The sequence below is a fragment of the Allobosea vaviloviae genome (assembly GCF_001298265.1).
Classification (GTDB): Bacteria; Pseudomonadota; Alphaproteobacteria; order Rhizobiales; family Beijerinckiaceae; genus Allobosea; species Allobosea vaviloviae_B.
The window spans coordinates 116,538-136,456 of record NZ_LGSZ01000022.1; the positions used below are offsets into that span (position 1 = coordinate 116,538).

General features: G+C 66.8%; 18 protein-coding genes. 10 read left to right on the forward strand and 8 right to left on the reverse strand.

Going from position 1 to position 19,919, the window contains the following annotated elements; all coding sequences use genetic code 11:
* Nucleotides 1-37: 37 nt before the first annotated feature.
* Nucleotides 38-502, reverse strand: a complete 465-nt coding sequence (locus tag AE618_RS04400) for a peroxiredoxin (protein WP_054207831.1) — start codon at nt 500-502, stop codon at nt 38-40.
* Between the two features lie 187 nt (nt 503-689).
* Here AE618_RS04400 and AE618_RS04405 point away from each other — a divergent pair, with 187 nt between their 5' ends.
* On the forward strand, nt 690-4,184 hold the full coding sequence (locus AE618_RS04405; RefSeq protein WP_054207832.1) for a hypothetical protein: 3,495 nt from the start codon (nt 690-692) through the stop codon (nt 4,182-4,184).
* A gap of 22 nt (nt 4,185-4,206) precedes the next feature.
* Here the strand turns inward: AE618_RS04405 and tyrS are convergent, their stop codons facing one another.
* Together tyrS and AE618_RS04415 are read right to left on the reverse strand one after the other, a co-directional pair.
* Entirely contained in the window at nt 4,207-5,460 is a 1,254-nt protein-coding gene (tyrS, locus tag AE618_RS04410; protein WP_054207833.1) for a tyrosine--tRNA ligase, read from the reverse strand.
* Between the two features lie 159 nt (nt 5,461-5,619).
* Nucleotides 5,620-6,291, reverse strand: a complete 672-nt coding sequence (locus AE618_RS04415; protein WP_054208004.1) for an alpha/beta hydrolase — start codon at nt 6,289-6,291, stop codon at nt 5,620-5,622.
* A gap of 307 nt (nt 6,292-6,598) precedes the next feature.
* Between AE618_RS04415 and AE618_RS04420 the strand changes: the two genes are divergently transcribed.
* From AE618_RS04420 to AE618_RS04450, 7 genes are all read left to right on the forward strand, one after another.
* Complete coding sequence (locus AE618_RS04420; protein ID WP_054207834.1) at nt 6,599-7,804, forward strand: cysteine desulfurase family protein; 1,206 nt, start codon at nt 6,599-6,601, stop codon at nt 7,802-7,804.
* 60 nt (nt 7,805-7,864) lie between these two features.
* Nucleotides 7,865-9,334, forward strand: coding sequence for a Fe-S cluster assembly protein SufB (gene sufB, locus AE618_RS04425; RefSeq protein WP_054207835.1), 1,470 nt, complete (start codon nt 7,865-7,867; stop codon nt 9,332-9,334).
* Nucleotides 9,335-9,444: 110 nt separating this feature from the next.
* Nucleotides 9,445-10,197: a Fe-S cluster assembly ATPase SufC gene (sufC, locus tag AE618_RS04430; protein ID WP_054207836.1), complete on the forward strand. Its 753-nt coding sequence runs from the start codon at nt 9,445-9,447 to the stop codon at nt 10,195-10,197.
* Complete coding sequence (sufD, locus tag AE618_RS04435) at nt 10,197-11,546, forward strand: Fe-S cluster assembly protein SufD (RefSeq protein WP_054207837.1); 1,350 nt, start codon at nt 10,197-10,199, stop codon at nt 11,544-11,546. Before sufC ends, sufD begins: the two co-directional genes overlap by 1 nt.
* Nucleotides 11,546-11,770 (forward strand): tautomerase family protein, encoded by a 225-nt coding sequence (locus tag AE618_RS04440; RefSeq protein WP_054207838.1) that lies wholly within the window; start codon nt 11,546-11,548, stop codon nt 11,768-11,770. The genes sufD and AE618_RS04440 overlap by 1 nt, the downstream gene beginning before the upstream one ends.
* 4 nt (nt 11,771-11,774) lie before the next feature.
* A complete protein-coding gene (locus AE618_RS04445) occupies nt 11,775-13,013 on the forward strand; it encodes a cysteine desulfurase (RefSeq protein ID WP_054207839.1) in 1,239 nt (412 codons plus the stop codon).
* Nucleotides 13,014-13,074: 61 nt separating this feature from the next.
* Complete coding sequence (locus AE618_RS04450; RefSeq protein WP_248310759.1) at nt 13,075-13,413, forward strand: SUF system Fe-S cluster assembly protein; 339 nt, start codon at nt 13,075-13,077, stop codon at nt 13,411-13,413.
* A 15-nt stretch (nt 13,414-13,428) separates the two neighbouring features.
* Here the strand turns inward: AE618_RS04450 and AE618_RS04455 are convergent, their stop codons facing one another.
* Nucleotides 13,429-13,662: a hypothetical protein gene (locus AE618_RS04455; RefSeq protein ID WP_054207841.1), complete on the reverse strand. Its 234-nt coding sequence runs from the start codon at nt 13,660-13,662 to the stop codon at nt 13,429-13,431.
* 173 nt (nt 13,663-13,835) lie between these two features.
* Between AE618_RS04455 and AE618_RS04460 the strand changes: the two genes are divergently transcribed.
* Nucleotides 13,836-14,723 carry a PhzF family phenazine biosynthesis protein gene (locus AE618_RS04460; protein ID WP_054207842.1) on the forward strand — a complete coding sequence of 296 codons (888 nt, stop codon included), beginning with the start codon at nt 13,836-13,838 and terminating at the stop codon, nt 14,721-14,723.
* Between the two features lie 160 nt (nt 14,724-14,883).
* Here the strand turns inward: AE618_RS04460 and AE618_RS04465 are convergent, their stop codons facing one another.
* The gene (locus AE618_RS04465; RefSeq protein WP_054207843.1) at nt 14,884-15,267 is read right to left on the reverse strand and encodes an MmcQ/YjbR family DNA-binding protein; all 384 of its coding nucleotides are present in this window, start codon (nt 15,265-15,267) and stop codon (nt 14,884-14,886) included.
* Nucleotides 15,268-15,288: 21 nt separating this feature from the next.
* On the reverse strand, nt 15,289-16,365 hold the full coding sequence (locus AE618_RS04470; RefSeq protein WP_197280672.1) for a malate/lactate/ureidoglycolate dehydrogenase: 1,077 nt from the start codon (nt 16,363-16,365) through the stop codon (nt 15,289-15,291).
* A 191-nt stretch (nt 16,366-16,556) separates the two neighbouring features.
* On the opposite strand from AE618_RS04470, the gene AE618_RS04475 reads away from it, so the two are divergent.
* Entirely contained in the window at nt 16,557-16,943 is a 387-nt protein-coding gene (locus AE618_RS04475) for a HesB/IscA family protein (protein WP_054207845.1), read from the forward strand.
* A 46-nt stretch (nt 16,944-16,989) separates the two neighbouring features.
* Here the strand turns inward: AE618_RS04475 and AE618_RS04480 are convergent, their stop codons facing one another.
* Nucleotides 16,990-18,045 carry a GGDEF domain-containing protein gene (locus tag AE618_RS04480; RefSeq protein WP_054207846.1) on the reverse strand — a complete coding sequence of 352 codons (1,056 nt, stop codon included), beginning with the start codon at nt 18,043-18,045 and terminating at the stop codon, nt 16,990-16,992.
* Between the two features lie 184 nt (nt 18,046-18,229).
* Nucleotides 18,230-19,828: a DEAD/DEAH box helicase gene (locus AE618_RS04485; RefSeq protein WP_054207847.1), complete on the reverse strand. Its 1,599-nt coding sequence runs from the start codon at nt 19,826-19,828 to the stop codon at nt 18,230-18,232.
* Nucleotides 19,829-19,919 lie beyond the last annotated feature (91 nt).

Below are 19,919 nucleotides of genomic sequence, written 5' to 3' on the forward strand. Positions count from 1 at the left end.
TAAGGTTAATCTTTCGCAAATCGCGCGCCGAAAACGGTCAAAGCGCCTTCGCGGCCGCCAGAACCTCCTCGGCATGACCAGCGACTTTCACCTTGGGCCAGATCCGCGCGATGCGCCCGTCGCGATCGATCAGGAAGGTGGTTCGCTCGACGCCCATATAGGTTCGGCCATACATGCTCTTCTCGACCCAGATGCCATAGGCCTGCAGCGTGGCCTGCGTCTCGTCGGCGACGAGCGGGAAGTCGAGGCCGTGCTTGCTCTTGAACTTGTCGTGTTTTTTCACAGGATCAGGCGAAATACCGACGATATCCGTGTCCGCGGCGGCAAAATCGCGGCGCAACCCATTGAAGGCGATGGCCTCCTGCGTGCAGCCTGGCGTATCGTCCTTGGGATAGGCGTAGAGCACCAGCTTGCGCCCCTTGAAATCCGCCAGCGACACGGTGCCGCCGCCATCGCGTGCGAGACGAAAATCCGGGGCCTGGTCGCCATCCTGCAAAGCCATTGATCTGCCTTCCTTTCGTCGCCTTCGCCCTGCATGTGCCGGCTAGGCATCTTGGGCTGTGATAGAGTGTGGCCAGGCAGCGGGAAACCCCCGCTTCTTGCCGAATCGCTTTGTGCCGCGGCATCGACAGGACATCCGGGCACCAACTCGGATGACGATGGGGATCGCAACGCGACGCCATCCCGCAATGGATCATTCGCTCGAGAGGATCGAGAAGGCTTTGCTGGACCAGGACGCGAACAGGCAGGACGCCGCCACGGCATCGCTCGCGACGCCGGCGGAAGCGACCTGCGATGTCGCGGAGGTCAAGCGGCGCGCAAAGGCGGGTCTCGTCACGATTGTCGTCGCGGTCGTCGTCGCCATCGTGACGCTGGCGGGCGCGGCTGCAACGCTGCTGATCACCGGCCTCGTCCCGCTCTCGGGACTGGAGGGGCGGATCGCAGGAGCGATCGAGGAGCGTCTTGGGCCGGATTGGACGGTCGAGGCCGCAGCCGCCGAACTCGGCCGGATCGATGGGCATTCGCAATTGCGCGTCCGGCAGGTCTCGTTTCGCCACAAGAGCGGTGCCGCCATCCGGGCGCCGGAAGCGATTCTCGGCTATGAGCCGATGGCGCTGCTGCGCGGCAGCATCCGGCTGACCTCGGTCGATCTGCGCGGCGTCAATGTCCGCCTTGGCGTGAACAAGGACGGCGCCTTGATCGTCAACGCCGATTCGGCCCCGGCGGAACGATCGCCGCCAGCGACGCTGCCCGACGTGGAGCAGTGGGATGCTTTCACCGGCATCATGGCGGCGGTCTCGACGCTGGCGAAAGGGGACGGACTGCTCGGCGCGCTGGAGACCGCCGGCATGAACGGCGCCCGTCTTTCGCTGGTCGATCCGTCCGGCCGGCAGAGGGCGGGTTTCGAGGATGTCGAGATCCGGCTGACGCGCACCGGCGAACGCGGCACCCGGTTGACCCTCAAGGGTCGCAGCGGCCAGCGCTGGAAAGAGCTCGCCATCGACCTGTCGGCCGAGGCCGACGGCACCCAGCGCGCCGACATCGATATCGTTCGTTTCGAGCCGGCGGAGGTCGTGGCGCTCGCCCTCGGCTCCGGAGGCCTCTCCATCGATGGCCTGCCGGTGCACGGCAAGGCCAGTCTCAGGCAGGCGCCCGACGGCAGCAGGTCGTTCTCGGCCCGGATCGACGTGCTTCCGGGAACCATTCGTTTCCCGGAAGGCCCGATCCCCCCGCTGGTCGTGGACGGAGCCCATCTCGAGATCGCCAGCAGCGGCGACCTCTCGACCATCGACGTAAAATCGCTGGAGTTCAATGCCGCAGCGACGCAGCTGAAGGCAGCCGGCACACTGCGCGCAGATGGCGGCGCCTGGCGCACCAGCCTCGAGGCGAGGGGCCAGATCTCGGGCGTCGATGCCGATCCTCCGGTCGCGATCGATGCGGCCAAGCTCGACCTGCGCTTCGACCCACGCATCAACGAGGCGCTGATCGAGTCGATGTCCGTGCAGGGGCCGGCGATCCGGGCACAGGGCAGCGGGCTGGTCCAGCAGGTCGGCACCTCGCCATTGCAGCGCTTCTCGATCACGGCGACGGATTCCGACCCGCGCGCCGCGCTGGCGCTCTGGCCCCGATGGACCTCGCCGGACGTACACCGGACGCTCTCGCGCCAGTTCCTCAGCGGCCGGCTGTCCTCCTTGCGCGTAGATATGGATCTGCCGGCGGAAGATCATGCCCGGCTGCTGCAGGGGGCGGGCATTCCCGACGCAGCCCTTTCCGTCGTGGTCGATGCCTCGCAGATCCGCTTCCTTCCGGCGCCTGGACTGCCGCCCCTGGTCGACGCCAGCGTCTCCGGAAAGGCGAGCGGGCGCACGGTTCAGCTCGCCATCACGAAGGCCACGGCCGATCTCGGCGGCGGACGCCAGCTCCAGCTCAGCGAGGGCATGTTCGAGATCCCCGAGACCTGGATGCCGCGCGCCCAGGCCCGCACGAGCTTCCGCACCACCGGTTCGATGGAGGCGCTGGCGGCCCTGTTCGCTTTCCCGGCGCTGAAGGAATTCTCGCCCGGCGCGATCGATCCGGCGAGCCTGCGCGGCACCAGCGACCTCAAGAGCGTGGTGACGCTGGCACTGGTCGACGATCCGCGCCCCGGCGAGATCGTCGTCACCAGCGCCGGCACCTTGTCCGGCGTCGCCTCCGACACGCTTCTGGGTACCGAGAAGCTCGATGGCGGCAATCTCACGGTCAATGTCGATCGCACCGGCCTTGCGCTGCGCGGCGAGGCCCGCGTCGGTGGCGACCGCGCCCAGGTCGAGATCAAGCAGGATCCGCGCGGCAAGGGCGAGGCGACCCTGTCGCTGACGCTCGACAACGCGGCGCGGCAGAAACGTGGCCTCGGCCCTGAGGCCGGTATCAACGGCCCGGTCCAGGTCAAGGTCGCCAAGGCGCTTGGCAAAGGCATCGACTCGCCGCCGCGGGTCGAGGTCGATTTGGCCAAGGCGTCGCTCGACGGGGCGATCCCCGGGTTGAGCAAGCCGGTGGGGCGGGCAGCCAAAGCGACGTTCAACTACATCGCCGATTCCGACGGGCCCGATCTCGCCGATTTCACGTTCGATTCCAACCCGGTCCTGATCCGCGGCAAGATTGAGCTCAACCGCCAGAACGCCTTCGAAAGCGCCAGCCTGTCGCAGCTCAGACTCTCTGCCGGCGATAATCTCAAGGTCGAGGCCAAGCGCGACGGCAATCTGACGAAGCTCACCATCCGCGGCGCTGTCGCCGATGTGCGGCCCTTCATTCGCGATCTCCAGACCGCATCGGGACCGACCGCCGCACGCGGCGACAAGGCTGCACGCGGCAGTGACCTCGACGTCGATCTCGATGTGCCGATCCTGACGGGCTTCAACAACGAGGCGATCACCAATGCCACGCTCAAGCTCTCGAAGCGTGGCGGAGATTTGCGAGCCATCGCCTTCCAGGGCCGCATCGGACGTTCTGACGTCACCGTGAAGCAGACCTCGCGACAGGGCGAGGCCGCGGGCGGCATGCTGGTCCAGTCGGAGAATGGCGGCGCGCTGCTGCGCTTCGTCGATCTCTACCGCAGGGCCCATGGCGGCGATCTGGTCTTGACCATCGGCCCGGGCGATACCCGCCAGAGTGGCGAATTGCTGTTCCGCAACTTCGTGGTGCGCGACGAACCGGCACTGCGGCGCGTCGTCGGCGAGCAATCGGTCCAGGCGCTCTCGGGGGACCGGGCCGGAAGCGCGCCGCCTGTGCAGATCGACGTCAATGAAGTGACCTTCATCAAGCTCCGGGCGGAATTCACGCGCTCGGCCAGCCGCCTCGACGTCTCCGACATGGTGATCTGGGGCCAGCAGGTCGGATTCACCCTTCAGGGCAACGTCGATTACGGCCGCGACCGCGTCGATATCGGCGGCACCTTCGTGCCGGGCTATGCCTTCAACAACGCCTTCGCCCAGGTGCCGGTCGTGGGGGCGCTCCTGGGCGGCGGCAGCCAGTATGGCGGGCTGTTTGCCGTCAATTTCCGGATTTCCGGCGCGGCCAGCGCGCCGACGATGTCGATCAACCCGCTGTCGGCGATCGCGCCCGGCATCCTGCGCCGGTTCGTCGATCCCCTGGGGGGCGCCCCGGCGCAGAAGCCGGTGCAGCCCGGGCAGGTGTTGCCGCGCTGACAGGCCCGCCCGGCTGAGCCGACTATTCCGGCCGCAGCAGGACGTGCTTCTTCTTGCCGAAGGAGAGCTTGATCACGCCATCGGCGCTCAGCTCCGCCAGGCCGAGCGTTGCGCGCTCGTCGGCGACCACCGCGTCGTTCACGCGCAGGCCGCCGGCCTTCACCTGCCGGCGGGCCTCGCCGGTCGAGGGCACGAGCCCGGCCTTCACGAAGGCGTTCAGCACGCCCATGCCCGGGTCCAGCTCGCCGCGCGGGATCGTCACGCTCGGCAGATCGCTCGCCGTCTCGCCCTGCTCGAAGGTCTTGCGGGCGGTCTCGGCCGCTGCCTCGGCCGCCTCGCGGCCATGGACGATGGCGGTGATCTCGGTCGCCAGGATCTTCTTGGCCTCGTTGATCTCCGAGCCGCCGAGTGCGGCCAGCTTCGCGATCTCGTCCAGCGGCAGGCGCGTGAACACCTTGAGGAAGCGGCCGACATCGGCATCCTCGGTGTTGCGGAAATACTGCCAGAAATCATAGGGGCTGAAGACGTCGGCGTTCAGCCAGACCGCGCCATTGGCGGTCTTGCCCATCTTGGCGCCCGAAGCTGTCGTCAAAAGCGGTGTCGTCACGCAATAGAGCTGCGGCCCGCCCATCCGGTGCGAGAGATCGACGCCGTTGATGATGTTGCCCCACTGGTCGGAGCCGCCCATCTGCAGCCGGCAGCCATGGCGCCGGTTGAGCTCGACGAAGTCGTAGCCTTGCATGATCATGTAGTTGAATTCGAGGAAGGACAACGACTGCTCGCGGTCGAGCCTGAGCTTCACCGAGTCGAAGGACAGCATCCGGTTGACCGAGAAATGCCGGCCGACCTCGCGCAGGAACTCGACATAGTTCAGCTTCAAAAGCCAGTCGGCATTGTTGGCCATCATCGCGTCGGTCGGCCCGTCGCCATAGCGCAGGATGCGGCCGAAGACGCGCTTGATGCTCTCGATATTGGTCGCGATCTCCTCGACCGTCAGCAGCTTGCGCTGGTCGTCGCGGAAGGAGGGGTCGCCCACCATCGAGGTGCCGCCGCCCATCAGCGTGATCGGCCGGTGCCCGGTCTCCTGGAACCAGTAGAGCATCGTCAACGAGATCAGGTTGCCGATATGGATCGATGTCGCCGTGGCGTCGTAGCCGACATAGGCCGTCTGGGTGCCCTGCAGGCACAGCGCATCGAGGCCCGCTGGGTCTGAGACCTGATGGATGAGGCCGCGCTCGTCGAGAACGCGCAGGAAATCGGACTTGTAGGTGGTCATGGCAATGCTCGGGTCATTCTGGGCTGGTCGGCCGTGCCGTCATTCCGGCCGTAGCGAAGCGGAGCGCCGGAATCCATCATAGAGAGCCGTGCCCTCCGATGGATCCCGGATCAGCGCCGCTTCGCGGCTCGTCCGGAATGACGCGGTCGCGTCAGGGGGTCAGACCTGCTCCTGCTCGGATTTCAGGATCTCCGGACCGACCATGCGGTCGAGATAGGCGCCGACCTGTTCCATCAGGACATCGACCTTGCCGTCGAAGAAGTGGTTGGCACCTTCCACGACCGTATGCTCGATCTGGATGCCCTTCTGCGTCTTCACCTTCTCGATGACGGCCATCACCTCCTTGACGGGGGCGACGCGATCCTCCGAGCCGTGCACGAACAGGCCCGAGGAGGGGCAGGGGGCCAGGAAGGAGAAATCGTAGCGGTTGGCCATCGCCGCGATCGACATGAAGCCCTCTATCTCGGGACGGCGCATCAGCAGCTGCATGCCGATCCAGGCGCCGAAGGAGACGCCGGTGATCCAGCAGCTCTTGGCCTCGGGGTTGAGCGCCTGCATCCAGTCGAGCGCGGCGGCGGCATCCGAAAGCTCGCCGGCGCCATGGTCGAAATGGCCCTGGCTGCGGCCGACGCCGCGGAAATTGAAGCGCAGCGCCGAGAAGCCCCGGTTCACGAAGGTGTAGAACAGGTTGTAGACGATCTGGTTGTTCATCGTCCCGCCGAACTGCGGGTGCGGGTGCAGGATGATCGCCAGCGGCGCGCCGCGCTTCTTGGCGGGCTGGTAGCGCCCCTCGATCCGACCGGCGGGTCCGTTGAAAATCACCTCTGGCATCGTCTTGTCGCCTTTTTGTTGGGTCGAGGCCATCGGCGACTGCCAAAAGACGGCAGGATTGCCGCCCAATAGCCCAGTCGCCCTTGACGGCCCCGCCGCTCGCGCCCTACATCAAGCGCTTAGAATGGTTCTAACGGCCGTGAACAAGTCGGGAACAGACGCGCAGATCGCCATTTCGGCATTGCCGTCGCCCCCGGCCAGACCGGTTCGGACGGGCGGCTATAGCACGGTGCGGGGGTGCGAATTCAAGCATTTCGTGCCGGCCGCCCCGCATGAGGCAAGAAGCCGTATTGGAGCATCCGCGATCGTGACCGCGCAGGCCCGTGCCTATCTCGACCACAACGCCACCACGCCGGTTCGTGCCGAGGTGGCGCAGGCGATGGCGCGCGCACTGATGATGCCCGGCAATCCCTCATCGGTGCATGCCGAGGGCAGGGCGGCTCGCGCCGCAGTCGAGCGGGCGCGCGAGCAGGTCGCAGGCCTGGTCGGCGCGAAGCCCTCCAACGTCGTCTTCACCAGCGGCGGCACCGAGGCCAACGCCACCGTGCTCTCGCCCGGCCTGATGAATTGCGATGGCGGGCGCGACTGCGTGCGCGTGCCGGCCACGCTGCTGCTGCATGGCGCGACCGAGCACGCTTGCGTGAGCGACGGCCATCGCTTCCCCGCCGGCGCTGCCGAGACGATTCCCGTCGATTCGAACGGCCTTGCCGATCTCGCCTGGCTCGGCGCCCGGCTGGAGCGGCTCTCCGTCGAGCATCCGGGCGCTCGCGCGCTCGTCTCGCTGCATCTCGCCAACAACGAGACCGGCGTGATCCAGCCGATCGCCAAGGTCGCTGCGCTGGCGAGGCGCTTCGGCGCGCTCGTCCACAGCGATGCCGTCCAGGCTGCCGGCAAGATCGCGATCGACTTTGGCGCGCTGGGCGCGGACGTCATCACTTTGTCCGCCCACAAGATCGGCGGCCCCAAGGGCATCGGCGCGATCGTCTTCCGCACGGGAGCGTTGGAACTGGCCGACAAGCCGATGCGCGGCGGCGGGCAGGAGCGCGGCTGGCGCGCCGGCACGGAGAACCTTCCGGGCATCGTCGGCTTCGGCGCGGCCGCCGCGATCGCGCAGGCGGCGCTGGCGACCGAAGCGGAGCGGCTCGCCACCCTGCGCGACCGGCTCGAAGCGGGACTTCTCGCTTTGGCGCCGGACACGGCGATCTTCGGCCGTGGCGCGCCGCGCCTGCCCAATACCAGCAACTTCGCGACGCCGGGCCTCACGGCCGAGACGACGCTGATCAAGCTCGATCTCGCCGGGGTTGCGCTGTCATCGGGGTCGGCCTGCTCCTCGGGCAAGGTCAAGCGCTCGCATGTGTTGGCCGCCATGGCTATAGACCCTGCCATGAGCGCGGGGGCCTTGCGGGCCTCGCTCGGATGGACCACCTGCGAGGCCGACATCGACCTCTTTCTCGCCGCCTATGCGAAAGCGCTGGCTGCGACCTCTGATCGGAACGCCCGGGCTGCCGCCTGACGCGTTGCGCACGACGAAGACCAAACCGGCGGGCCTTGAACCCGCGACAGGAGAATAGACATGGCAGCGGTCCAGGAGACCATCGATCAGGTCAAGTCGATCGACGTGACCGAATACAAATACGGCTTTGTCACGGAGCTGGAGGTCGAGAAGCCCGCCAAGGGCCTGACCGAGGACACCGTCCGCTACATCTCCGCGCGCAAGAGCGAGCCGGAATGGATGCTGGAATGGCGGCTCGACGCCTTCCGTCGCTGGAAGACGATGACCGAGCCGGCCTGGTCGCGCGTGCAGTACCCACCGATCAACTACCAGGACATCTACTACTATGCCGCCCCCAAGGGCCCGGCGCCGCAATCGCTCGACGAGGTCGATCCGGCGATCCTGGAAGCCTACAAGAAGCTCGGCATCCCGCTCAGCGAGCAGGAGGTCCTCGCCGGCGTCGCGCCCGAGAACCGCGTCGCGGTCGATGCGGTGTTCGACTCGGTGTCCGTCGTCACGACCTTCAAGAAGGAGCTGGCCCAGGCCGGCGTGATCTTCTGCTCGATATCGGACGCGATCCACGAGCATCCCGAGCTGGTCAGGAAGTACCTCGCCACCGTCGTGCCGGTGACCGACAATTATTTCGCGACGCTGAACTGTGCCGTCTTCACCGACGGCTCCTTCGTCTACATCCCCAAGGGCGTGCGCTGCCCGATGGAGCTGTCGACCTATTTCCGCATCAACGAGCAGAACACCGGCCAGTTCGAGCGCACGCTGATCATCGCCGACGAGGGCTCCTATGTCAGCTATCTCGAAGGCTGCACGGCGCCCAAGCGCGATGAGAACCAGCTCCATGCGGCGGTGGTCGAGTTGATCGCGCTCGACGACGCCGAGATCAAGTACTCGACCGTCCAGAACTGGTATCCGGGCGACGCCGAGGGCAAGGGCGGCATCTACAATTTCGTCACCAAGCGTGGCGACTGCCGAGGCAAGAACTCCAAGATCTCCTGGACCCAGGTCGAGACCGGCTCGGCGATCACCTGGAAGTATCCGTCCTGCATCCTGCGCGGCGACGGCTCGCGCGGCGAGTTCTACTCGATCGCGGTGTCTAACGGGGCCCAGCAGGTCGATTCCGGCACGAAGATGATCCATCTCGGCAAGAACACGACCTCGAAGATCATCGCCAAGGGCATCGCGGCAGGCAAATCGGACTCGACCTATCGCGGCATGGTCTCGGCCCACCGCAAGGCGACGGGTGCGCGCAACTTCACGAACTGCGACTCGCTGCTGATCGGCGACCAGTGCGGCGCCCACACCATCCCCTATATCGAGGCCAAGACCGCGACCGCCGTCTTCGAACACGAGGCGACCACCTCGAAGATCGGCGAGGACCAGATGTTCTACTGCCAGCAGCGCGGCCTTTCCGAGGAGGAGGCGGTGGCGCTGATCGTCAACGGCTTCGTCAAGGAGGTGCTGCAGCAGCTCCCGATGGAGTTTGCCGTCGAGGCGCAGAAGCTGATCACCATTTCCCTTGAAGGCTCCGTGGGCTGACGCCCGATCGTTTCCGAGATGCCCGGGTCAAGCCCGGGCATGACGCCGGGACCCAGTGCGTCATGGTCGGGCCTGACCCGACCATCTCCTGCAGAATGGAACTCTGACCAATGCTCGAAATTCGCAACCTCGTCGTCAAGATCGCCGACGAAGACAAGCAGATCCTCAACGGCCTCAACCTCACCGTCAACGACGGCGAGGTCGCGGCCATCATGGGCCCCAACGGCTCCGGCAAGTCGACGCTGAGCTATGTCATCGCCGGCAAGGAGGACTATGAGGTCCTCGACGGCGAGATCCTGCTCGATGGCGAGAACGTGCTGGAGATGGAGGCCGATGCCCGCGCGGCTGCGGGCATCTTCCTCGCCTTCCAGTACCCGCTGGAGATCCCCGGCGTCGCCACCATGACCTTCCTGAAGGCGGCGATGAACGCCCAGCGCCGCGCCCGCGGCGAGGCCGAGCTGCTGACGCCCGACTTCATCAAGGCCGTCAACGGCGCCGCCGATCGCTTGAGCATCGACAAGGCCATGCTGCGCCGGCCGCTCAATGTCGGCTTCTCCGGCGGCGAGAAGAAGCGCATGGAAATCCTGCAGATGGCGTTGCTCGCCCCGTCGATGTGCATCCTCGACGAAACCGATTCCGGCCTCGACATCGACGCGCTGCGCATCGTGTCCGAGGGCGTCAACGCGCTGCGCGACGCCAAGCGCGGCTTCCTCGTCATCACCCATTACCAGCGCCTGCTCGACCACATCATCCCCGACACCGTCCACGTCATGTCGAAGGGCAAGATCGTGAAGACCGGCGGCAAGGAGCTGGCGCTCGAACTCGAGAAGTCGGGCTATGCGGCCTATGGGGAGGCGGCCTGATGTCCGTCGTCACCCCGCTGAAGACGGCCGCCGAACAGGCGCTCAGCGCCCAGTTCGCCGCCGCCAAGGCCGAACTGCCGGGCGCGCTGCCCGTGCGCAAGCTGCGCGAGGACGCCTTCGCCGGCTTCGAGGCCAAGGGCCTGCCGCATCGCCGGCTGGAGACCTGGCGCTATACCGATCTGCGCTCGCTGCTGCGCGAGGCGCGCCCGCTTGCCGACACGGCCGTGGTCAGCGACGCGGTGCGCGCGCGGCTCGCCGCGCTGGCGCTCGACGGCATCAGGCTCGTGCTGGTCGACGGCGTCTTCGTGCCTGAGCTTTCCACGCTGGAAGGACTGCCGGAAGGTCTCGCCGTCCACAGCCTCGCCGATGCGCTGGTCGCCGGCCGCGACGACATCGCCCGCGTGCTGTCGGGCCCCGGCGTCGCCGACGCCGATGCCGGACTGATGCTCAACACGGCGCTGATGCGCGACGGCGTCTTCATCGAGATCGCCGCCGGCACCGAGCTGGCAGCCCCCATCGCCATCGTCTCGCTGGCTTCCGGCGAGGATGAGCGCGCGATCTTCCACCGCTCGGTCGTGCTGGCCGGAGCCAGTGCCAAGGCGACGGTGGTCGAAATCAGCGAAAGCGCCGGTCCCGCCGCCTCGCAGATCAACGGCGCCATCGTCTTCGAGACCGGCGACGAGAGCGACGTCCAGCATCTGCGCATGGTCACCCGCCATGCGCCCGAGACGGTGCAGGTCCAGAGCCTGCTCGCGACGGTCGGTGCGCAGGCGAATTTCGAGTCCTTTGCGCTGGTCCTGAACGCCGGCACACTGCGCCAGCAGTATTTCGTGCGCTATGCCGGCGAGCACAGCTCGATCGGCCTGCGCGGCGTCAACCTGCTCGGCGGCAGCGAGCATTCCGACGTGACGCTGGTCATGGACCATGAGGTGCCCAACGGCACCAGCCGCGAGATGTTCAAGTCGATCATCGGCGGGGAGGGCACCGGTGTCTTCCAGGGCAAGGTGATCGTCCGCCAGCATGCCCAGAAGACCGATGGCAGCATGAAGAGCAATGCGCTGCTGCTGAACGACGGCGCGACCATGTTCAACAAGCCCGAGCTCGAGATCTTCGCCGACGACGTCGTCTGCGGCCATGGCGCCACCGTGGCGCAGATCGATGGCGAGCAGCTCTTCTACCTGATGGCGCGCGGCCTGCCGCGCCCGCAGGCCGAGGCGCTGGTGCTTCAGGCCTTCGCCGGCGAGGCGGTCGAGTTCGTCCAGGACGAGGCGCTGCGCGATCTCGTCATGGGCGAAATCGAGACCTGGCTGAGCCTGCGCGAGGCCTCCTCCGTGGTGAGTGCGATCTGATGCCCTACGTCAATCTGCAGATCACCAAGGGTGCGACCCGGGCCCAGAAGGCCGAGATCGTCAAGGAGTTCACGCAGACGCTGGTCCGCGTGCTCGGCAAGAACCCGCAGAACACCCATATCGTGATCCAGGAGATCGAACGCGAGGATTGGGGCCATGGCGGCGAATTGGTCGCCGACAAGGCAGCTTTAGACAAGGCCCCTGCCTCGCCGGGAAAGGCTTGAGCCCATGAACGCGCCGGTGAAGCCCTACGACATCGAAGCAATCCGCCGGGATTTCCCGATCCTGTCGCGCGAGGTCTACGGCAAACCGCTCGTCTATCTCGACAACGCGGCTTCAGCCCAGAAGCCGGAGGTGGTGATAGAGGCGATGTCGCGGCTGATGCGCGAGGACTATTCCAACGTCCATCGCGGCCTGCATTACCTCGCCAACGCCTCGACCGAAGCCTATGAGGCCGCTCGCGAAAGCGCGCGCCGCTTCCTCAACGCGAAGCATCTCGAGGAGATCGTCTTCACGCGCTCCTCGACGGGTTCGCTCAACACCGTCGCCTCCTCGCTCGGCCGCCATCTGCAGATCGGCGAGGGCGACGAGATCATCCTCTCGATCCTGGAGCACCACTCCAACATCGTGCCCTGGCATTACTGGCGCGAGCGCCACGGCGCCGTGATCAAATGGGCTGGTGTGGATGAGGACGGCAACTTCCTCATCGAGGAATTCGAGAAGCTGATCACCCCGCGCACCAAAGTCGTGTCGCTGACCCATATGTCGAACGCGATCGGCACCATCCTGCCGATCCCCGAGATCGCCGCGATCTGCACGGCGCGCGGCATTCCGCTCGTGGTCGACGGCAGCCAGGGCGCGGTCCATCTGCCGGTCGACGTGCAGGCGCTGGGCTGCGATTTCTACTGCTTCACCGGCCACAAGACCTATGGCCCGACCGGCTCGGGCATTCTCTGGGGCCGCAAGGAATGGCTGGAGAAGCTGCCGCCCTATGAAGGCGGCGGCGAGATGATCGTCACCGTGACCGAGGATACCGTCACCTACAACGATCCGCCGCATCGCTTCGAGGCCGGCACGCCGGCCATCATCGAGGCTGTCGGCCTGGGCGCAGCGCTCGACTACATGATGGCGCTGGGGGCTGAGAACATCGCGGCGCATGAAGCGCGTCTTGGCGCCTATGCGATGGAGCGCCTCGGCGCGATGAACTCTATCCGCATCTTCGGGAAGGCCAGGGACAAGGGTGCCATCGTCGCCTTCGAGATGAAGGGGGCCCACGCGCATGACGTCGCCACTGTGATCGACCGGGCCGGCGTCGCGGTGCGGGCCGGCACCCATTGCGCCATGCCGCTTTTGGCACGATATGGGGTGACATCGACGTGCCGGGCCTCGTTTGGCCTCTACAACACGCTGGAAGAGGTCGATAGTCTCGTCGAAGCCCTGCAAAAGGCCGAGAGCCTGTTCGCCTGAGTAGGATTGCAAAGCCATGACCGACACCATCGCAGACGAGATCAAGCCGAATGCCCCGACCATGGGCGCCGGTGCCGGACTGCCGCCGGAAGAGATCGACAGGTTGACCGACGACATCGTCGCGGCGCTGAAGACGGTCTATGATCCCGAGATCCCCTCCGACATCTACGAGCTCGGCCTGATCTACAGGGTCGACATCGCCGACGACCGCCAGGTCTCGATCGACATGACGCTGACGGCGCCGGGCTGCCCCGTGGCGGGCGAGATGCCGGGCTGGGTCGAGAACGCCGTGTCGACGGTCCAGGGCGTCGCCTCGGTGACCGTCAACATGACCTTCGACCCGCCCTGGGACCAGTCGCGCATGTCCGACGAGGCGAGGGTCGCGCTCGACATGTGGTGAGCGCCGAAGGCGGCGCTAGTCCTGCGCTGTCTTCGAGCCGTCCCTGTCGCGGCCATGGCCGTTGCCGCTCGTGGCATCGCCATCCTCCGACAGGACCACGGGATTGGCACTGGTCAGTCCGTCCTTGTTCGGGCTGGTCGTCGCTTCGCCATATTGCCCCGCGGCATCCCGCTTGATGCGCTGCGCCGCTCGACTTGAATCCGGGCTGGCGCCGGGATGGTCCTTCGTGTCGCCGGTACGGTCCGTCATGATGTTCTCCTCCGATCGCTGTTCGTCTCGGGAGAACCGGAGGCCGCACCGTTCGTTCCGCGCCGTCGATCAGCGGCGATGATCGATCGCATCTGCGAGCTTGATTATCCCCGGCGTCGGATCGATGGCATCAAGGCATCCGGGCCGCGTCAGCGCGCGGCGGGGAGCCTGTCATGCGCACATACGCCTATGAGACCGTCGATGTCTTCACGGAAGAGCGTTTCGGCGGCAACCAGCTTGCCGTGTTCACCGATGCGCGCGGCCTGAGCACCAGCGAGATGCAGTCGCTCGCCGCAGAGATGAACTACAGCGAGACGACCTTCGTCTTGCCGCCCGACGATCCCGCCAACACGGCCCGCGTGCGCATCTTCACCCGCGTGCATGAAATGCCCTTCGCCGGCCATCCCAATGTCGGCACCGCCTTCGTGCTGGCGCGCCATGGCCGCGACCGCGACGGCGTGCTGCGCTTCGAGGAGATCGCAGGCCTCGTGGAGGTCAAGGTGGCCATGAATGCCGGCGGCGAGGTCTCCGGCGCCACCATCGCCGCGCCGCAGCCGCTCTCGACGGGTATCGAACTGCCCGCCGGGGCGATTGCCGCCTGCACGGGGCTGACGCCCGCCGACATCGTCGTGACCAACCACCGGCCGGTGCGCGCCTCCGTCGGCGTGCATTTCGTCCTCGCGGAGGTGACGGGCGAGGCGCTGTCCCGTGCAACGCCCGATCTCAGCCATTTCCGCGCCGTCCGCGATGCGGCGCCCGAACTGGAGGGACGCTTCTCGCTGTTCGTCTATGCCCGCGACGGCGCGAAGATCAGGGCGCGGATGTTCGCGCCGATCGGCGGCACCTGGGAGGACCCTGCAACGGGAAGTGCCAGCGCCACGGTCGCCGCGCTCCTGCTGTCGCTCGACGGCGGCGACAGCGCCGCCTTCACGCTGACTCAAGGCGTCGAGATGGGGCGCCCGAGCCTGCTGCACCTGACCGCGCGGCGCGGCGAGGACGGCATCCGCGCGACCGTCGGCGGCTCCTGCGTGCCGGTATTTCGCGGCGAGGCCCTGCTGTGACGGCAGACTGACCTGGCACCCTGAGAGGTGGCGGCGGTCATCCCGGGCGCAGTGCAGCGAAGACCCGGGATCCATTCCGGAGCTTCTCCGATCGATGCTCCGGAATGGGTCCCGGATCGGCGCCGCTGCGCGGCTTGTCCGAGACGACGCGCGGATGCGGTTACGCCTGGCGGGAACGGGTTGGAGCGTCGAGCCCCAGCTCCGCCCGTACCCGTTTCGTCAGCCCCGCCGCCACCAGCCTGTGGCTCTCGCGCAGATAGTCCGTCAGGGCATCGTCCGGCATGCTCTCATCCGTCAGCCGCTGGATCCAGCTCATGCCGCGCGAGGCGAGATAGGGGGCAGGGCGCAGGCCGGGCTGCTCCTTTAGAATGTCGAAGCTTGCCCAGGAGCACTTGAAGGTGACGGAGAGGCCGACGCCGTCATCGGTCCGCGCGATCGCGAAGACCTTGTCGCCGACCTTCCAGACATGGGCGCCGCCCCACTGCACGACTGTGCGCGTGGCGGGGAGGCTGGCGCAGAACGCATTGTAGTCGTCGAGCGTCATGCGGGTCGGTCGCTCCCGTCGTCAGTAGCTCTCGGCATCGATGCCATGGGCGGCCGCCGCCGCCTTGATCTGCGACCAGGTTTCGTCGTCGAGCGGAATGCCGTTCGCAGCCCGCTCGATCCGCATTGCACGCTCCTTGTCGCCTGGAGCGAGGACGGGATGGGCCTCGTCCTGCGGCTTGGCTGCCCGGACGAAGGCGAGATAGCTCTCGATCCGGCTCTTGCGGAGCTCGGCATCGGGCTCGAGCCGCGCCGGATCGATCAGCACGCCGAAGAGCGAGTTGATGATCCAGCTCTTCGCTGGCTTCTCGTCGATGCGCGCCGCGCCCATCAGCCCGGCCGACAGCAGTTCGGCGATCAGCGAGAGTCCCGCGCCCTTGTGGTCGCCGAAGGGCAGGAGCGCGCCGAGCGCCTCATCGCCGACGAGCCCATGCTGGAAGACGTGCCGGGGCTCAGTCGTCGGCCGCCCCTCGCCGTCGATGATATAGCCCGGCGGCACCGGCTCACCCTTGTTCAGCGCGACCCGGGCCTTGCCATGGGCCATGCGGCTCGTGGCGAAGTCGAGGATGATCGGATCGCCGCCGGGCACCGGAATGCCGATCGCATGCGGATTGGTACCGAAGCGCGCCTCTTTCGCGGCATGGGGCGCGACGATCGGCGGTCGGCCCGCGACATTGACCCAGAACGTCGAGATCAGCCCCTGCGCGGCAGCGGCCTCCGCATAATGGCCGATGCGGCCGATATGATGGGCGTCGAGCAGATTGAGGATCGCGACGCCGCCTGTCTTTGCCATGGCGGCCGCCTGCTCCACCGCGTTGCGCGCGGCGGGTTGGCCGAGCGAGACCTGCGCATCGACGATTAGGAAGGGCGCCGCGTCGAGCCGCGTCTTCGGCTGCGAGCGCGGCGACAGGTTGCCGTCCGCCAGCGACTGGAAATAGAGCGGCAGCATGCCGACGCCATGGCTGTCATGGCCGCTGAGATTGGCCAGGACCAGGTGCTCGGCGGTTTCGCGCGCCTCGTCTTGGGTCCAGCCGGTCTTCACGATCATGTCCTGGGCGAGGCGGCAAAGCGTTTCGGGACGGTGCGTGCGATAGGCCATGAGATCTCGTCGCCAGATGGTGATGTCGGTTTGCGAGCCGCCACAGTGCATGAGCACGCCTGCCATGCAATATGTCGCGCCGACAGGACGGTCTGCGCGCCGGCATCTCGACCTTTCGCTCAGCAATCCTTATGTAGTTGCCTGCAATCTTGCTTCATCGGGCCTTGAACCCGACTGGGGAGGGACGTGGAATGTTTTCGATACCCGGCCTGAAGGTCGTTTCGCTCACCGACGCGGCGGCGGCCCGCATCCGAGAGATCATGGCGCAATCGGCCGGCGACGAACCGGCGCTTGGCCTGCGCGTCGGCGTCAAGAAGGGCGGCTGCGCTGGCATGGAGTACACCTTCGAGGTGGCGCGCGCTGCCGCAAAGGGCGACGAGATCGTCACCGAGAAGGATGCCACGGTGATCGTCGACGCCAAGGCCGTGCTGTTCCTGCTCGGGACGGAGCTCGATTTCAGGACCGACCGCTTCTCCTCGACCTTCGTGTTCAACAACCCCAACCAGGTCTCGGCCTGCGGCTGCGGCGAATCCGTCGAGATCAAGCCGCGCGCCGAGGCCGCTGTCGCGGCGCACTGAGCCGATCTGCTGCCAATAACGGATCGATCGCGTCAGCGAGCAGCGGTCAGGCGACGCGGCTCGTTGCCTCGATCGCGTCCTCGGTGACGGTTCGATTGCGGCCGCTGCGCTTGGCCAGCATCAGCGCCTGATCGGCGCGGTCGGTCAGCGATGCGGCGGTGTCGCCACGGGAATAGCTGGCGACGCCGAGCGAGATCGTGATGCGGCCGAGATTCTCATTGGTCGAGCGCTTGACGAGTTCGCGCGTCAGCAGCGCCTGGCGCACCGTCTCCGCGCCGAACTTGCCGGCGATAACGTCGGCATCGGGCAGGATGATCGCGAATTCCTCGCCGCCGAAGCGCGTGATCACGGCCTTGTCCTTGAACTTGTCCTTCATGGTGCGCGCGACGAGGCGCAGCACCTGATCGCCCGTCAGATGGCCATGGGCGTCGTTGAACTGCTTGAAGAAATCGATATCCGCCATCACCAGCGCGAAGGGTTCGCGACGCAGCGTCGCCTGGTCGATCGACTTCTGCAGCATCTCCTCGAAATGGCGGCGGTTGGCGAGGCCGGTCAGCGGATCGGTCAGGGCCTCGGCCCGTGTCGATTCGAGCGCCTCGCGCAGGTTGCGGATTTCGTTCGAGCTGTCGCGCAGCTGAGCCTCGAGCTTGGTCTTGCGCGTCACCTCCTCGCGCGTCGACATCACCAGCGCCTCGACCCATTCGCGCAGCTTCTGGCGATCGGCCGGGGGCGGGACATCCTCCGACATCGCGCAGAGCCGGCCATGGTAGCGCTCGCTCGAATCCAGGGCCTTGTCGACCAGCGACATCAGACCATCGATCTCGCCCAGCACCTGCAGGCTTGTGCGCTCGGCATGGCGTGCCAGGCGCTCCGTGCCGATGAAGCGGTCATAGAGCGTGTCGATGTCGGCTGCGCCGACCTTGCCCTCGCTGGAGGCGATGATCGCGCTCATGGCCATGCTGACCGCCGGCATCTCTCCGCTGAGATGGGCGTACCAGACCTCGAAAGCGCGCGGATAGCTTGGAGAGCCATGCTCGCGCATCGCCAAGACCACGCGCTCTGCGAGGTCATCCGACGGGGAGGGAGGCGCGTGGTCGCTCATGCCTTCGACAATCCGGACGTGAAGCCGACTCATGGCTTGAGCCATGACAGCCTCGATTGAAAATCGAAGCGGGACATCCTGTCCGTCTCAACGGCGGCATGCGCCCGTCCGTGATCACGACCTTCGTCGCGTCCACCACATGACCCTACGCAAGGGTAGTTAAAATGCCGTTGATGCGGGAAACTTATCCGACACGAACCGGACGCAGTAGGAAGGCCGGAACATGATCGCCGAGGCCCTTGACCTTGGGCCCGTCATCATCGTCGCGACGGCGCGGTTCCGAGGAGCGCTCGGGGCGGGCCGAGCGCGGCTCGGCTGTGCGCTCAGGCGGTGCCGCGCGCTCGGGACGGGGTGCGCGCTCGGGCCTGGAGGCAGGCGCAGCCGGTGCAGCGGCAGCCACCGGGGCGGCGGCCTCGCCGCGGATCTTGGTGCGCGTCGGCTCGTCGGATGCGGCGCGACGGCGGCGCGGCGTGGCATCCTCCTCCGTCGCAGGGCGCTCGACCCGGATCGGGCGCGGAGCGGTTTCGGGCTCGGCACGCGGGCCGCGCTCGGTGCGTCCACGCCCGCGCTCGCCGCCACGCCCGCGACGCTCTTCACCGCGACCACCACGGCCACCGGACCGTTCCTCACGCGGTGCGCCGGGGGGCAGGGCATCGAGGCCGCGGCCCTCGTCCCAGGAGATCGCCTGGCCCATCAGCTTCTCGATCGCGGCGACGAGCTTCTCGTCATGGCGCGTGACAATGGTGAAGGACGCGCCCTCGCGGCCGGCGCGGCCGGTGCGGCCGATGCGGTGGACATAATCCTCGGCATGGGTCGGGACATCGTAGTTGAAGACATGGCTGACGGCGGGAATATCCAGGCCACGTGCCGCGACATCGCTCGCGACCAGGATCGGGTTCTCGCCGGTCCGGAAGGATTCGAGCGCGGCCATGCGGGCATACTGGTCCATGTCGCCATGCAGGGAGACGGCCGGGAAGCCGTGGTTCTGCAGCGACTTGTGCAGTGTCGCGACATCGCGCTTGCGGTTGCAGAACACGATCGCGTTCTGCAGGTCCTTGGCGCCCTTGATGAGGTTGCGCAGCGTCTCGCGCTTCTCGAAATCCTGGCCGTTGGAGGCGATCAGCCGCTGCGTGATGGTGGTCGCGGCGGTCGCCGGACGCGAAACCTCGACGCGCACCGGATTGTGCAGGAACTGCTCGCTGATGCGCGTGATCTCGGGCGGCATCGTTGCGGTGAAGAACAGGGTCTGCCGGGTGAACGGAACGAGTTTGCAGACGCGCTCGATGTCGGGGATGAAACCCATGTCCAGCATGCGGTCGGCCTCGTCGATGACGAGCAGCTCGACGCCGGTGAGCAGTAGCTTGCCGCGCTCGACATGGTCGAGCAGGCGGCCGGGCGTAGCGATCAGCACATCGACGCCACGCGTGATCTTGGCGTCCTGGTCACCGAAGGAGACGCCGCCGATCAACAGCGCCACCGAGAGCTTCTGGTTGACGCCGTAGCGGGTGAAGTTCTCCTCGACCTGCGCTGCGAGCTCTCGCGTCGGCTCGAGGATCAGTGTCCTCGGCATCCGGGCGCGGGCGCGGCCGTTCTCCAGGATGGTCAGCATCGGCAGGGTGAAGGCGGCGGTCTTGCCCGTGCCGGTCTGGGCGATGCCCAGGACGTCGCGGCGGGCGAGCACATGCGGAATGGCCTGTGCCTGGATCGGGGTCGGGGTGTTGTAGCCTGCGGTCGTGACGGCTGTCAGAACCTTTTCACTCAGGCCGAGTTCGGCGAATGACATCGAATGTTGCGCTTCTTTAGGGTCGGTTACGCGTAGCGGGATGACCTACTCAACCGCGACGGTGGCGCGACTTCTCTTTCCAGCGCGCCTT

What these genes read in the sequence shown, in the direction of transcription:
- AE618_RS04400 (WP_054207831.1), bottom strand. Translation starts at nt 502, where the DNA reads ATGGCTTTGCAGGATGGCGACCAGGCCCCGGATTTTCGTCTCGCACGC.
- AE618_RS04405 (WP_054207832.1), top strand. Translation starts at nt 690, where the DNA reads ATGGATCATTCGCTCGAGAGGATCGAGAAGGCTTTGCTGGACCAGGAC.
- tyrS (WP_054207833.1), bottom strand. Translation starts at nt 5,460, where the DNA reads ATGACCACCTACAAGTCCGATTTCCTGCGCGTTCTCGACGAGCGCGGC.
- AE618_RS04415 (WP_054208004.1), bottom strand. Translation starts at nt 6,291, where the DNA reads ATGCCAGAGGTGATTTTCAACGGACCCGCCGGTCGGATCGAGGGGCGC.
- sufB (WP_054207835.1), top strand. Translation starts at nt 7,865, where the DNA reads ATGGCAGCGGTCCAGGAGACCATCGATCAGGTCAAGTCGATCGACGTG.
- sufC (WP_054207836.1), top strand. Translation starts at nt 9,445, where the DNA reads ATGCTCGAAATTCGCAACCTCGTCGTCAAGATCGCCGACGAAGACAAG.
- sufD (WP_054207837.1), top strand. Translation starts at nt 10,197, where the DNA reads ATGTCCGTCGTCACCCCGCTGAAGACGGCCGCCGAACAGGCGCTCAGC.
- AE618_RS04440 (WP_054207838.1), top strand. Translation starts at nt 11,546, where the DNA reads ATGCCCTACGTCAATCTGCAGATCACCAAGGGTGCGACCCGGGCCCAG.
- AE618_RS04445 (WP_054207839.1), top strand. Translation starts at nt 11,775, where the DNA reads ATGAACGCGCCGGTGAAGCCCTACGACATCGAAGCAATCCGCCGGGAT.
- AE618_RS04450 (WP_248310759.1), top strand. Translation starts at nt 13,075, where the DNA reads ATGGGCGCCGGTGCCGGACTGCCGCCGGAAGAGATCGACAGGTTGACC.
- AE618_RS04455 (WP_054207841.1), bottom strand. Translation starts at nt 13,662, where the DNA reads ATGACGGACCGTACCGGCGACACGAAGGACCATCCCGGCGCCAGCCCG.
- AE618_RS04460 (WP_054207842.1), top strand. Translation starts at nt 13,836, where the DNA reads ATGCGCACATACGCCTATGAGACCGTCGATGTCTTCACGGAAGAGCGT.
- AE618_RS04465 (WP_054207843.1), bottom strand. Translation starts at nt 15,267, where the DNA reads ATGACGCTCGACGACTACAATGCGTTCTGCGCCAGCCTCCCCGCCACG.
- AE618_RS04470 (WP_197280672.1), bottom strand. Translation starts at nt 16,365, where the DNA reads ATGGCCTATCGCACGCACCGTCCCGAAACGCTTTGCCGCCTCGCCCAG.
- AE618_RS04475 (WP_054207845.1), top strand. Translation starts at nt 16,557, where the DNA reads ATGTTTTCGATACCCGGCCTGAAGGTCGTTTCGCTCACCGACGCGGCG.
- AE618_RS04480 (WP_054207846.1), bottom strand. Translation starts at nt 18,045, where the DNA reads ATGAGCGACCACGCGCCTCCCTCCCCGTCGGATGACCTCGCAGAGCGC.
- AE618_RS04485 (WP_054207847.1), bottom strand. Translation starts at nt 19,828, where the DNA reads ATGTCATTCGCCGAACTCGGCCTGAGTGAAAAGGTTCTGACAGCCGTC.